This window comes from Actinoplanes sp. L3-i22 (genome assembly GCF_019704555.1).
Taxonomy (GTDB): domain Bacteria; phylum Actinomycetota; class Actinomycetes; order Mycobacteriales; family Micromonosporaceae; genus Actinoplanes.
This window is the reverse complement of sequence record NZ_AP024745.1, coordinates 375,728-389,064: the sequence shown is the minus strand read 5'-3', so window position 1 is coordinate 389,064 and position 13,337 is coordinate 375,728. Positions and strand designations below refer to the sequence as shown.

Sequence of the window (13,337 nt, the reverse complement as noted above, 5' to 3'; positions counted from 1 at the left end):
GCCCCGGGCCAGTGGCCCGGGGCTCTTTTTGTGGAGTCAACGGCTAGGTCACCGACAGATGTACGTGGTTCGTGTGGTCGGTCGACGGTGTCCCGCCGGCCCCGCTGTACGACTTCCACCCACTGCTCGGCAGCCAGATCCGTTTGAACCAGATCACGTAGAGCACGCCGAGCGTGTCCGAGTTGTGGATGAAGTAGTTCGCCAGGTTCGTGCCGTAGGTCTTGCTGGCACCGGTGGCCACCCCGCCGAAACCGCTCTTGTCGGCGGCGAAGTCACAGGCCCGGCCCTTCGGGTGCTCCCCGCTGTTCTGGTGCCGGAAGCAGGCGACGTACCGGGTGAAACCGGCCTTCTGCGCCTGCTTCATCGCGTACAGCAGACGCGGAGTGATGCAGCCGGTGGTGGTCGGGTCGTCCTCGGTGCACCCGCCGGAGAGGCTGCCGGACGGCTGGTCGGCGTTGGAACTGCTGCCGGAGGAGTCACCCGAGCCACCCGAGTCGGAGCCCTGGTTCGCGTCCTTCAGGGCCTGCTCGGCCTGGATCTTCTTCTTGGCCATCACGTTGACCTGACGCTGCTGCTCGATGATCGTCGCGTCGATCGCCGTCTTGGCCTTGCCCTGATTCTCCCGGGTGGTCCGCAGGTCGGAGATCGCCTGGTTCTGCCGCTCGGCCACGGTGGTCAGCAGCTGGGCGCGGTCCAGGAAGCCGGCCGAGGAGTCCGCGGTGAGCAGCGCGCTCAGCGGTCCGAGCCGGCCCATCGCGTACGCCTGCGCGGCGTACTTGTTGAGCGAGTCCTGCTGCGGACCGATCGCCGCGTCCAACTGCTTGAGGGCGGCGGCGAGCTTGGTCTGCTGCGTCTTGGACGTCTGCAACTTGGTCTTGGCGGTGACGTAACCCTTGGAGGCCTCGTCGAGTTTGTCGAGCAGGGACTTGGTACCGCCCTCACCGTCGTCACCGGACTCCCCGGGGGCGGCAAGGGGCCGGGGTGCCGCGGCCGCCGGTGTGCCGACACCGGCGATCCCGCTTGCGGCGACCAGCAGCGCGAGAACGGCCACCCATCGTCGCCGCGCAGTCACTTGCTGCACTGGCTGCTTCCTTCCGTCGGCCGCCGGCCGGGTTAGCTGACGGGTTCGGGACGAAGGAAATCCCTACCGCTGACGCGGATTCACCCCGGAAGAAATGTGGATCCCCGGCTCGCTGGTTGTTGCGATTAGGCGGCGGTTCCCGGGCGGGAACCGGAACCGACCATACCCACTCGATCGAGGAATCGACAGTTCTCACACTTATTGCAACGGCCCGGTCACGAGTCGTCACGCCATTACGGAACGTCGTCGGAAGGTAACGGCTTTGGTGGTTTTCCTGACCCTGATGCCGAGTGATATCTCAGGTAAACTGGCCGCCGGTCCTGCCAGGACGGCACCGCCCCCGAGTTGCCGGCAGGCCGCCGCCCAATCGTCGAAAGGCGAACCGGGGAACCAGGTAGTTGGGGTGAATCCGCATTACGCGGTAGGGATAGCTTCCGTCCCGAACCCGTCAGCTAACTCGGTCGGCGGTGACTAGGAAGGATTGTTGATGACCGCACGTCCCCGCCGGTGGCTGTTGCTTGCCCTGGCGCCGCTCGTGGCCACCACGATATTCGTGGCACCGGTCACGCCGGCACTCGCCGCTCCGAGCGGCACCTCGTCGACCCCTGCGGAGGGGGACGAGAGCGATGACCTCTCCGATCAGCTCGAGGCGACCAACCGGCGGTTCGTGAACGCCAAGGCCGCGGTCGCCACCTCGAAAAAGAACCAGAAGCTGCTGGCCACCCAGATCGCCGACGCCGAGAAGCGCCGTGACGCGCTGATCCCGGAGGTCAACGCGATCGCCCGCCAGCAGTACGAGTTCGGCACGCTGAACACGCTGAGCTTCCTTCTCCAGGCGAACAACTCGTCGGACTTCATCGAGAAGGCGGTCTCCCTGGAGGAGATCAACAAGCTGCACGACGCGAAGCTGAACGAGCTGAACACCGCTCTCACCACGATCACCGAGAGCAAGACCAAGCTGGACGCCGAGCTGAAGAACCAGACCACCCAGCTCACCATCCAGCAGAAGCAGCACGACTCGGCCGAGGGCCAGCTCGAGCTGCTCGGCGGCGGCACCGGCATCAACAAGACCATCACGAACGGCTTCGTCGACGCGGTCTCCAAGGTCGCGGCCCCGGCGCCGCGCAACTCCGACGGCGGCTTCTCCGCGGAGTCCTGCAACCAGGACGACCCGACGACCGACGGCTGCATCACCAAGCGGACTCTGCACCTCTACCAGGAGGTGAAGAAGGCCGGCTTCAACAGATTCGTCGGCTGCCATCGCAACGGCGGTCCGTTCGAGCATCCCAAGGGCCGGGCCTGCGACTGGTCACTGCAGAAGAGTGGCTTCTCGGTCGCGCACAACGACGACATGATGAGGTACGGGAACGACCTCACCGCGTTCCTGGTCCGGAACGCCGACCGGCTCGGAATATACTACGTGATCTGGTACAAACAGATCTGGTTCCCGGCGACCGGCAACTGGCACGCGTACCACGGTCCGAGTGACCACACCGACCACGTGCACGTGTCCCTGTTGTAGCGCCGCACCGAACATGAAAAAGCCCCCGGTCCTTCGCGGACCGGGGGCTTTCTCGTTGATACCGGAGAATCAGTGGTGCGGCGTGGCCCGCCGCACCGGCGCGCGGCCGGCCGGCTGGGTCGGCGCCGGGCCCACCGGGCCGGCCGACGGGATCGACATGGACACCGGGCGCACCTGGGTGACCTCGATCTCCTTGCCGTGGTGCAGCAGGGTGAGCCGCGCCGAGCCGCCCCCGTTGCGCAGGGAGTAGGTCACCTCGTCGGCGGTGACGTTGACCCGCAGGCGCAGGCCGTGCCAGAGCAGCGAGAAGTCCAGGTTGTTGATCCGGCTGGGCAGCCGCGGCGCGAACGACAGCTGGCCGTTGAAGTCCCGCATCCCGCCCAGGCCGGCGACCAGCGCGATCCACGAGCCGGCCAGCGACGCCACGTGCACGCCGTCCCGCGCGTTCTGGTGCAGGTCGTGCAGGTCCATCAGGGCGGCCTCGCCCAGATAGTCGTGGGCCAGCTCGAGGTGCCCGGTCTCGGCCGCCATCACGGCCTGGATGCAGGCGGAGAGCGACGAGTCCCGGACGGTCCGCGCGTCGTAGTACGCGAAGTTCCGGACCTTCTCCTCCGGGGTGAACGCGTCACCGCGGATGTACATCGCCATCACCAGGTCGGCCTGCTTGACCACCTGCTTGCGGTACAGATCGAAGTACGGGTAGTTCAGCAGCAGCGGGTAACCCTCCGGCGGGGTGTTCTCGAAGTCCCACTCCTGGAGCCGGGTGAAGCCCTCGCACTGCTGATGGACGCCGAGCTCCTTGTCGTACGGGATGTGCACGGCCGCCGCCGCGTCCCGCCAGGAGGCCGCCTCCTCGTCGTCGACCCCGAACCGGCGCGCCAGGTCCGGGTGCCGCTTGCAGGCGTCCACCGCGGTCATGAAGTTCTGCTGCGCCATCAGGTTCGTGTAGATGTTGTCGTTCACGATCGCGGTGTACTCGTCCGGCCCGGTGACGCCGTCGATGTGGAACCGCCCGTGCCGGTCGTGATGACCCAGCGAGCGCCACAGCCGCGCCGTCTCCACCAGCAGCTCCAGGCCGACCTCACGCTCGAAGTCGAGGTCGCCGGTGGCCTGCACGTACCGCCGGACCGCGTCGGCGATGTCCGCGGCGATGTGGAAGCCCGCGGTGCCGGCCGGCCAGTACCCGGAGCACTCCTGGCCACGGATGGTCCGCCACGGGAACGCGGCGCCCTGCAGCCCCAGCGTCTGGGCGCGCTCCCGGGCCAGGTCGAGCGTCGAGTGCCGCCAGCGCAGCACGTCCGCCGCCGCCGAGGGCTGGGTGTAGGTGAGCGCCGGGAGCACGAACGTCTCGGCGTCCCAGAACGTGTGGCCGTCGTACCCCGGCCCGGTCAGGCCCTTGGAGCCGATCGGGCGCTTCTCCGCCCGGGCGCCGGCCTGCAGCGTGTGGAACAGGCCGAACCGGACCGCCTGCTGCACCTCCGGGTCGCCCTCGACGCGGACGTCGGAGTGGTCCCAGAACGCGTCCAGGTACTCCCGCTGCTGCTGGACCAGGCCGTCCCAGCCGTCCAGGCGGGCGCTGGCCAGCGCCGCGCCGACCTGGTCCCGCAGGCCCGGCAGCGAGCGGACGCTGGACCAGCCGTAGGCCGCCAGCTTGACCACGCGCAGCTTCTGCCCCGGCTCCAGGCGGCAGGCCACCGTGGTACGCAGCCAGTCGCCGTGCCCCTCGGTGGTGATCGCGTGCCGGCCCGGCGTCTCCACCAGGTGCTCCATGGCCGCGGCCATCCGCAGGTCACTGACCTTGGTGCGGTGCACCAGCAGGCCGCCGGAGCGCTGCTCCAGCATCTCCTCGGCCTGCAGCGGCTGGGCCAGCACGGCCGCCACCCGCGGGTCCTTGCTGCTCGGCGGCAGCTGCTCGTTCGCCACCAGCTCGGACTGCAGGATCAGCCGGGCCGCGCCGTCCAGCGGCTCGACCTCGTAGAGCATGCCGACCACGGCCCGCTGGGTGAACGAGACCAGGCGCACCGTGCGCAGCCGCACGCCCTGCCCGGACGGGGAGACCCACTCCACGGTCCGCTCCAGCGTGCCGGCCCGCATGTCGAGCACCCGCTCGTGCGAGCGGAGCTCGCCGTAGCGGACGTCGAACGGCTCGTCGTCGACCAGCAGGCGCATCAGCTTCGCGTTGGTCACGTTGACCATGGTCTGGCCCGACTCGGGGAATCCGTACCCACCCTCGGCGTGCGGCAGCGGCCGCAGCTCGTAGAACGAGTTCAGATAGGTCCCGGGCAGGCCGTGCGGCTCGCCCTCGTCCAGATTTCCGCGTATCCCGATATGGCCGTTCGAGAGAGCGAACACCGACTCGGACTGGGCCAGCAGGTCCAGGTCCAGCCGGGTCTCCCGGATGTGCCAGGGGTCGACGGGGTAGGCCCGTTCACGGATCACGGTCGTGCCTCTTCTTAGAGATTGATCAGTTCGGAAAGATCAGTGACAACGACGTCGGCGCCGTTCTCCCGCAGCGCGTCGGCCTGGCCCACCCGGTCCACGCCGATCACCAGGCCGAACCCGCCGGCCCGGCCCGCGGCCACGCCCGCCTGGGCGTCCTCGTAGACCGCGCAGCTCTCCGGCGGAAGGCCGAGGAGCTTCGCGCCGTGCAGGAAGGTGTCCGGCTTCGGCTTGCCGGGCAGGCCCAGCTCGCGCGCGACCACCCCGTCCACCCGGACCTCCAGGAGGTCGGCGATGCCGGCCGCCTCGAGCACGTCTTTGCAGTTGGCGCTCGCCGACACGACCGCGCGGCGCAGGCCGGCGGCCTTGGCGGCCTTCAGGTACTCCACCGAGCCGGGGTAGACCTGGACGGCGCCTTCCTTGATCTTCTGGAGCACGAGCAGGTTCTTACGGTTGCCGACGCCGTTGACGGTGTCCTGGTCGGGACCGTCGTCGGGCGTGCCCTCGGGCAGGGTGATGTCCCGGGAGGCGAGGAACGTACGGACGCCGTCGGCCCGCTGCCGGCCGTCGACGTATCGGTGATAGTCGACCCCGGAATCGAACGGCACAAACGGTTGATCATGCCGCTCCGACCACGACCGGAGGAACGTGTCGAACGTTTGTTTCCACGCGGCACTGTGCACAAGGGCGGTGTCAGTCAGCACCCCGTCAAGATCGAAAAGGCAAGCGGTCACCTGGGAAGGAAGTCCGAGCACGCGCCCAATGTAGTCGCACCCGTCGCACGACGAGAGGCGAAGGGCTCCTTCACATTTCCTGGGTGTTTCATAAGCCGTTCAAGCTGCTGTTTCAGCTTTCAGCTCAACCCACCAAGATCAATTCGGAGCCCTATCGACGTGCCGATCGGCCCGGTCGCCGTGGTCACCTCGTCGCACAGTTGGTGCGCCAGCCACAACCCACGGCCGCCGATCTCCTCCGTACCGGGGAGGAGGTGGCTGTCCTGATGACCGTCCGGGATGCCCGGGCCCGCGTCGGTGACCACGCACCAGACCGAGCCGGACTCGACCCGCAGCACGATCCGGCCGTGCCCGCCGGCGTGCAGCACGACGTTGGTGATCACTTCGTTGATCGCCAGCACGTACCCGGAGAGGCGATCGCCGGCCACGCCGACCGCCGGCAGCAGGCGGGTCACCTCGTGCCGCAGCACGGTGATGTCGGCATCCCCGAACGTCCGGTCCAGCAGGACCGAGGAGGCGGACCGTGGCGGGGCGGCATCGGCCCTCGGCTCCCCGCTGGGAGCCGAACGCACGGTTTGGCCGATCCTGTCCTCCACCGTCGTGCAGCCTACGCGCTGTGGCCGCCCGGTGGCAGGAGGCATCCACGATCCCGCCCGGAAGTGGCGATCCGAATTCACCGTTCCCCCTCACTCGGCGCCCGTCGGTCAGCGCCGCCTTGGTCAGCGCCAGCCCACATCGATCCGGTCGCCACGCTCGTCGAAGAAGTGCACCGCGTCCATCGCCACCGACACGGTCAGCGGATGTCCGGGATTGACCGCCGGGTACGGCGCCAGCCGCACCGACAGCTCGGCCGCCTTCCGGTGGTGCCGGCCCGGGTCGTTCAGCAGGCTCACCGGCGCGCCCTTGCTCTCCGGCGCCGCGGCCGGCGCGCCCTTGGTGAGACGCTGCAGCGCCCCGCCGAGCCGCTTCAGCGTGCCGCCGGAGCCGTTCTGCTCGGGCACCGTCCCGCCGATCTCGTCCACCACGATCGCGGTCGCCCCGATGTCCAGGTAGGCCAGCGACTCGTGGCCGTGGTGCTCGAGGTACCGGATCCGCCCGTGCAGGACCGCCCCGGCGGTGTCCGGCGTGACCGGGGTGAGCGCCTCGGCCCGCACGCCGACCACGATCCGCTCGCCGTGGTATCGCGCCACCGCCCGCGACCGCGGGTCGGACCAGGCCAGATACAGGTTCTGCTCACCGAAGTTCAGCGCGACGTACCGGTCCAGGTGCACGTAGACCTGCGCCTCCAGCAGGTTCATCCGCGGCGAGCCGAGGAACGCCGCGACGTAGAGCGTGGCCGGACGCCGGTAGACCTCGGTCGGCGTGCCCAGGTCCTGCAGCACCCCGCGCCGCATGATCGCCACCCGGTCCGCCATGGTCAGCGCCTCGGCCTGGTCGTGCGTCACGTACATGGTCGTGACGCCGAGCTCACGGGTCATGCTGGTGATCTCCGCGCGCAACTCGGCGCGCAGCCCGCTGTCCAGGTTGGAGAGCGGCTCGTCCATCAGGAACAGGCCGGGGCGGCGGACCATCGCCCGGCCCATCGCGACCCGCTGGCGCTGCCCGCCGGAGAGCTGGCTGGGCCGCCGCCCGAGCACCTCGCCGATGCCGAGCGCGCCGGCCACCGTGCCGACCCGGTCCGACCGCGGTCCCGGCTCGATGCCGGAGAGTTTCAGCGGGAAACCGATGTTGTCGGCCACGGTCATGTGCGGATAGAGCGCAAAGTCCTGAAACACCATGGCGATGCTGCGGTCGCGCGGCGGCATCTCGAGCACCGGCTCGCCGTTCAGGAGAATGTCGCCCCCGGAGGGGTCCTCCAGCCCGGCGATCATGCGGAGCACGGTCGACTTCCCACAGCCCGAGGGGCCGAGCAGGACCATGAACTCGCCGTCCTTGACATCCAGCGACACATGGTCAACGGCGAGTGTGCCATCTGGCCAAATTTTGGTGACGTCCTTGAGCGCGACGGTGGACACCGCCAACCTCCCCCATCGACTGTGATCCCGATCCCACGACGGTCGGCGATCGGGTAATGACTTTGCGAGTGGTGTCGATGCTTTGCCATCGGGCGAACGTGCCATTCGCAGATAGTGATCAATCGATTACGGAGATCAGAACTTGGGCGGGTTTCTGTGCACGTTCCCAGCAACAAACGACAATCCGCCCACCTCTCGCCGCAGCCCACCCCGCAGCCCACCCCGCGGCCCCATCCCGCAGGCCCCGGAGCCCACCCCGCGACCCCATCCCGCAGCCCCGGAGCCACCCCACGCCGGCCGCTCTTCCCGACGGCCCCGCGCCCGCCGAAAAGCCCGCTTCCGATCAGTTCCGCACCGGCCGCGGCGCGAAGTCCGATGCGGGGGCGGTTCAACAACAAAACCCCGATTGCGATGTACGCCGTAAAGCCGCCTCCACGAGTCCGCAGCCAGGAGGCCCCGCAAGCCGAGCTGAATGTTCACCGCGAGCCGCATCCGGGTACGGGTCCCCCCTACGGGAACTAGGTCGCCGCTCTCCATCTCGGGAATGAGGGACGATCAAGCCTCCGTACCTAACGTCGAAGTGGTCCAGGGGCAGAACGCCCCGGCCACCACTGAAGGAGTGGATTACCGTGACCCGCCCCCTCACCCGCCCCCGCAACGACCGCATGATCGGCGGCGTCTGCGCCGGCCTGGCCCGCCGCTTCGGCCTCTCCACCGGCGTGGTCCGCCTGATCTTCGTCCTGTCCTGCCTGCTGCCGGGGCCCCAGTTCATCGCCTACTTGATCCTCTGGGCCCTCCTGCCCAGCGAATAACAGGCCCCGCCCGGCCGCCGGCCCCAAAGCCGGCGGCCCCAGGCCCAAGCCGGCGGGCCCGGCCCCAAGCCGGCAACGCCCAAGGCCATGCGGCCCAAGCCAGCAACCGCCCAAGGCCATGCGGCCCAGCCATGCGACCTCCAGCCAGGTGGCCGCATGGTTTCCAGGTCCGAGCCGACGGCCCCCAGCCCGGACAGCCAGGCAGTCCCGCCACCAATCCGGGCAGCCAGGCAGTCCCGCCACCAATCCGGGCAGCCAGGAAGTCCCGCCACCAATCCGGGCAGCCGGGCAAGCAGGCCAGCAGGCCAGCAGGCAACCAGGCCAGCAGGCAACCAGGCCGGCGGGCGACCAGGCCGGCGGGCAACCAACCTGGTCGGCGGGCAGCCCAGGCAGGCCGGATCGCCGAGAAGCGGGTCACCGCGCCGGAGCGCCACCAGCACCGGCAGCCTAAACGGCTATTCGCAAGAAATTACAGCGATCCACATCGAAGTTTGATGAGTAGGCCGCCGGCCAATCGGGCACATAACCGATAAGCGACACCGAACCGCAGGACCCACCCCACACCGGACACCTGCGAACCGCCCAAGTCTCCCGGCCGGGGCGGAAGCCGGGCTGGCAAGCCCCGGCCGGGCCCATCGCCAAGCCGGGCGCCGACCAACTTTCGGCGACCGGCCGCACCAGAAATCGGCAGCGCACGAAAGATCAGAAAAAACGGTGGGCAGCATCGCCGCCCACCGCACGGAAAAGCGTGAATCGTGACCCGGCCACACCCCGGGGCGCGGTTCCCGGCGCCGCCGCCCTTAACCCCCGAGGGCGGCGGCGTCACCCCGTCTCAGGGGTTGGTGAAGTTGACCTTCACCGACGTGTAGCCCAGCCGCAGGAACAGGCTCTGCAGCATCACCTGCGTGTTCTGCTGAGCCCGCTGGTCGAGCCCACTGGACTTGGCGGCTTCGGTGATCTTCTGCTGGGCCATCTCGTACACCCGCTGCTGTTTGGTCGTGTCGCTCTTGAACGCGTCACCGATGCTGGTCAGCAGGCCGCGGTCCTCCTCGACGACGTAGCTCTTCGACATGTCCAGCGCCGCCTGGGACTGCTCCGGCGGCGGCAGGGTCAGCTCGATGGTCATCTTCTCGTTGTCGACCTTCAGCGCGTCGCCGGCAATGGCACTGAAGTCCACATAGGTCTCCACCGTGCCGGAGCCGACGAAGAGAATCCGCCGGTTCACCAGGAAGTCCGGAATGTTCTCCTTGTTCTGCTGCAGGTCGACGATCACCTGGAAGGTGCCGTCGGCGGCGACGTAGCGGTGCAGGTCGCGCATCGACTGCAGCAGCACCGGCTGGCTGCGGTCGACGGTCTTGTCGGAGAACGGGTTGTCGAAGGAGGGCAGCACGTTCATCGCGCGCAGCCCGAAGCAGGACGCGACGATCAGGGCGAACACGACGAAGACGAAGATCAGCAACCGTGCGAAGAAGCTCGGCCGGTGCTCCGGCGGAGCGGTCGGAGCATCCGGCTCGGCCACCTCGGGCACGGCCGGGTACTCCGACGTCGACTCTTCGGCATCCGAGGGGTGGGTCATACCTCAAACGGTACGGAGGGGGTACGACAATTCGCATCCGGAGTCCCCACCGCGCGCTCCTATCGCGAAAAAGCGTTCAATCCCGTCAATTTCTGACCAATCGACAGTTGATGGATCTCCGACGTGCCCTCGTAGGTCAGCACGCTCTCCAGATTGCTGGCGTGCCGCATCACCGGTAGCTCCCCGCGGATCCCGTTGCCACCGAGGATGGTCCGGCACTGCCGGGCGATCTCCAGGCATTCCCGGACGTTGTTCAGCTTCCCCACGCTGACCTGCTCCGGCCGCAGCGGCTTCCCGGCGGCGTCCCGTAGCCGGCCCAGATGCAGCGCGAGCAGGAAGCCTTTCTGCAGCTCCAGCGCCATGTCGGCGAGTTTGGCCTGGGTCAGCTGGAAGCCGCTGATCGGCCGGCCGAACTGCTCCCGCCCGGCCGCGTAGTCGAGCGTCGTGTCCAGACAGTCCCGGGCCGCGCCGAGCACCCCGAAGATGATGCCCAGCCGCGCCTCGGTCAGGCAGGAAAGCGGCGCCATCAGGCTGCGCGCGGCCGGCAGCCGGGCGCTCTCCGGCAGTCGCACCCCGTCCAGCACCAGCTCGCCGACGCTCGACGCGCGCAGCGACAGGTTGTGCCCGAACTCGTGGGCGGTGAGCCCGGGCCGGCCGGCCGGCACCACGAAGCCGGCGATGCCCTTCTCGGCGCGGGCCCAGACGATCGCCACGTCGGCGATCGGCGCGTTCAGGATCCAGGTCTTCACCCCGTCCAGCACCCAGTCGTCGCCGTCGCGGCGGGCCAGGGTGGACATCCCGGTCGGGTCGGAGCCGTGGTCCGGCTCGGCCAGCCCGAAGCAGCCGATCGACTGCCCGGCGGCCAGCAGCGGCAGCCAGTGGTCCTTCTGCTCGTCCGAGCCGTAGCGCCAGATCGCGTACATCACCAGCGAGCCCTGCACCGAGACCAGCGAGCGGATGCCGGAGTCGGCGGCCTCCAGCTCCATGCAGGCCAGGCCGTAGGCGACGGTGGAGACGCCGGACAGGCCGTACCCGGTCAACTGCATGCCGAACAATCCGGCCTTGCCCAATTCGACGGCGATCTCGCGAATTGGTGGATCACCGTTCTCGTACCAGCCGGCCACATCCGGGCGGATGTGATCGTCGGCCACTCGGCGGGCCAGAGCACGCGCGGCACGCTCGTCGTCACTCAGCAGGTCGTCAAGATCCAGCAGGTCAAGCGGGCGAACAACCATGCTTCAAATTAACGGAAGAACCGTCAGCCCTCTACGACCAATACACGTGCGTGAATCTGATTGCGCTGCTGCAGCGCAGCGCGTAATGCACGGTGCAAACCGTCCTCGAGATACAGCGCGCCCCGGTACTCCACGACGTGCGGGAAAAGATCACCGTAGAACGTCGAATCCTCGGCGAGCAGCTTGTCCAACGCCAGCTCGCGCTTGGTGGTGATCAGCTCGGCGAGCCGGATCGGCCGCGGCGGGATCTCCGCCCACGCCTTGAGCGTGGTGTGGTGATCAGGGTACGGGGCGCCGTCCCGAACCGCTCTGAAGATCACGGCGGCTGCCCCTTTCCCCTGCGAACGTCTTTGCCATGCCAGCGTAGCCGCGGACCGGATCAGGCCTCCGCGGCCGTCGCCCACCGGCCATGATGCACCACATCGTCCACCGGGCGGTGGCCGCGCTTGAGTGACGGGGACCTCTTGTCGTCTCTCCGATAGCCGACGCTCAGCACGCCGACCGGGTTGAACTCCTCCGGTACCCCGAAAGCCGTCCGGAAGTCCGGGATCCGTACCGGCGGGATGCCGAAGAAGCACGAGCCGAGCCCCTCGTTCACCGCGGTCAGGTGCATCAGCAGCGCGGCGAAGCCGGTGTCGACGTCCCAGTACGGCACCGGCCAGCGGGACTCGTCCCGATCGGTCCAGCCCTTGTCCTTCTCCGCGTAACGATCCAGGTAGACCGACTTGTTGGAGAGCGCGACCACGAGCAGCGGGGCGGTCCGCATCCGGTCCAGCCAGCCGCCGGCCTCGAACTCCGGCGTAGCCGTCACCGACCAGTAGCGTTCGCGGTCCTCGGGTGCGGAGAGGACCAGGAAGCTCCAGCCCTGGGAGAAGCCGGCCGACGGCGCGCGCAGACCGTGCCGGACGATCTTGTCGATCAGGTCCGGCGGCACCGGGCGCTCAGGGTCGTACTCCCGGATCATCCGGCGCCGGCGGACCACCTCGTCGAACTCCATCAGGCCCGGATCCCCCACGCGGTGGTCCAGGTCTCGCCCGGGGCCAGCACGATCAGGTCCCGGCCGGACCGGAACGCGTCCGGCGGGCAGGTCATCGGCTCGACCGCGACGGACCGGCGGTGCCGCTCGCCGTGCAGCGTGTCGCCGGTGAAGACCTGCCAGTACTTGAACTTCTCGTCGGCCCAGACGGTGATCTTCGCGTCCGAGTTCGCGTCGGCGAGGACCACCTCGGTGATCCCGTCCGCACCGAAGTCGATGTCCCCGAACGTGGTGTCCAGGACCGCGGTGCCGATCCGGCGCGGCTCGGCGTAGTCGAACTCGGTGCCGGCCACCTTGACCGCGCCGAGCGGCAGCAGCCGGGAGTCGGCCAGCAGCCGGGTCTTCGCCGGCACCTGGAGCACGGTGTCGTCCACCGGGACGCCGGTCAGCCGCAGGTACGGATGCACCGAGTAACCCCACGGCGCGTCCGCGTCGCTGGTGTTCACGACCTCCTGCACGCTGCGCAGCCCGTCGGCGGAGACCGACCAGCGGGTCCGCAGGGTGAGCCCCCACGGGTAGCCCACCTGCGGGGGCAGGTCGAACTCCAGCGTCACCGCGGACGCGGTGTGCTCGGTGGCCCGCCAGCGCGACCAGTTGACCAGGCCGTGGATGGCGTTGTGCCGGGCCGGCTCGGAGAGCGCCAGCTGGTACGTCTGCTCCTGGAACGTGTAGCGCCCGTCCCGGATCCGATTCGGCCACGGGGCGAGGATCTGGCCGGCGGAACCCGGGGAGATCTCGTCCACGCCGAACCCGTCGAGCAGCTCGTGGCCGCCGGACGAGAAGCTGCGCAGCGTGCCTCCGACCTCGGCGAGCACGGCCCGGTGACCGTCCGCCTCGATCGACCACTGAACCCCGGATTTCGCGGCTGTCTCTGTCATACCCGCGAC

The 13,337-nt window shown here is 68.8% G+C and carries 12 protein-coding genes and 2 riboswitches; of the genes, 2 read left to right on the top strand and 10 right to left on the bottom strand.

Features of this window, described 5'->3' with window-relative positions; genetic code table 11:
• Positions 1 to 43: 43 nt before the first annotated feature.
• Positions 44 to 1,081 carry a hypothetical protein gene (locus L3i22_RS01785; RefSeq protein ID WP_221325261.1) on the bottom strand — a complete coding sequence of 346 codons (1,038 nt, stop codon included), beginning with the start codon at positions 1,079 to 1,081 and terminating at the stop codon, positions 44 to 46.
• A gap of 5 nt (positions 1,082 to 1,086) precedes the next feature.
• A riboswitch (cyclic di-AMP (ydaO/yuaA leader) is annotated at positions 1,087 to 1,223 on the bottom strand.
• A 208-nt stretch (positions 1,224 to 1,431) separates the two neighbouring features.
• Positions 1,432 to 1,565, top strand: a riboswitch (cyclic di-AMP (ydaO/yuaA leader).
• A 3-nt stretch (positions 1,566 to 1,568) separates the two neighbouring features.
• Here L3i22_RS01785 and L3i22_RS01780 point away from each other — a divergent pair.
• Complete coding sequence (locus L3i22_RS01780) at positions 1,569 to 2,603, top strand: hypothetical protein (protein ID WP_221325260.1); 1,035 nt, start codon at positions 1,569 to 1,571, stop codon at positions 2,601 to 2,603.
• A 69-nt stretch (positions 2,604 to 2,672) separates the two neighbouring features.
• On the opposite strand, the gene L3i22_RS01775 is transcribed toward L3i22_RS01780, so the two are convergent.
• From L3i22_RS01775 to L3i22_RS01760, 4 genes are all read right to left on the bottom strand, one after another.
• Positions 2,673 to 5,042: a glycoside hydrolase family 65 protein gene (locus tag L3i22_RS01775; protein ID WP_221325259.1), complete on the bottom strand. Its 2,370-nt coding sequence runs from the start codon at positions 5,040 to 5,042 to the stop codon at positions 2,673 to 2,675.
• Between the two features lie 14 nt (positions 5,043 to 5,056).
• Positions 5,057 to 5,797, bottom strand: a complete 741-nt coding sequence (locus L3i22_RS01770) for a beta-phosphoglucomutase family hydrolase (protein WP_221325258.1) — start codon at positions 5,795 to 5,797, stop codon at positions 5,057 to 5,059.
• Positions 5,798 to 5,895: 98 nt separating this feature from the next.
• Complete coding sequence (locus L3i22_RS01765; RefSeq protein ID WP_255657878.1) at positions 5,896 to 6,348, bottom strand: ATP-binding protein; 453 nt, start codon at positions 6,346 to 6,348, stop codon at positions 5,896 to 5,898.
• Between the two features lie 147 nt (positions 6,349 to 6,495).
• A complete protein-coding gene (locus L3i22_RS01760) occupies positions 6,496 to 7,791 on the bottom strand; it encodes an ABC transporter ATP-binding protein (protein WP_221325256.1) in 1,296 nt (431 codons plus the stop codon).
• Positions 7,792 to 8,414: 623 nt separating this feature from the next.
• On the opposite strand from L3i22_RS01760, the gene L3i22_RS01755 reads away from it, so the two are divergent.
• A complete protein-coding gene (locus L3i22_RS01755; protein WP_370644518.1) occupies positions 8,415 to 8,603 on the top strand; it encodes a PspC domain-containing protein in 189 nt (62 codons plus the stop codon).
• Between the two features lie 832 nt (positions 8,604 to 9,435).
• Here the strand turns inward: L3i22_RS01755 and L3i22_RS01750 are convergent.
• The 5 genes from L3i22_RS01750 to L3i22_RS01730 are packed head-to-tail and all read right to left on the bottom strand — an operon-like array spanning position 9,436 to position 13,328.
• Entirely contained in the window at positions 9,436 to 10,179 is a 744-nt protein-coding gene (locus L3i22_RS01750) for a DUF4230 domain-containing protein (protein WP_221325254.1), read from the bottom strand.
• A 59-nt stretch (positions 10,180 to 10,238) separates the two neighbouring features.
• Positions 10,239 to 11,414, bottom strand: a complete 1,176-nt coding sequence (locus tag L3i22_RS01745; protein ID WP_221325253.1) for an acyl-CoA dehydrogenase family protein — start codon at positions 11,412 to 11,414, stop codon at positions 10,239 to 10,241.
• Positions 11,415 to 11,437: 23 nt separating this feature from the next.
• Positions 11,438 to 11,734 carry a type II toxin-antitoxin system VapB family antitoxin gene (locus tag L3i22_RS01740; protein WP_221325252.1) on the bottom strand — a complete coding sequence of 99 codons (297 nt, stop codon included), beginning with the start codon at positions 11,732 to 11,734 and terminating at the stop codon, positions 11,438 to 11,440.
• A 59-nt stretch (positions 11,735 to 11,793) separates the two neighbouring features.
• Entirely contained in the window at positions 11,794 to 12,411 is a 618-nt protein-coding gene (locus L3i22_RS01735) for a nitroreductase family protein (protein ID WP_221325251.1), read from the bottom strand.
• Complete coding sequence (locus L3i22_RS01730; protein ID WP_221325250.1) at positions 12,411 to 13,328, bottom strand: aldose 1-epimerase family protein; 918 nt, start codon at positions 13,326 to 13,328, stop codon at positions 12,411 to 12,413. Before L3i22_RS01730 ends, L3i22_RS01735 begins: the two co-directional genes overlap by 1 nt.
• Positions 13,329 to 13,337 lie beyond the last annotated feature (9 nt).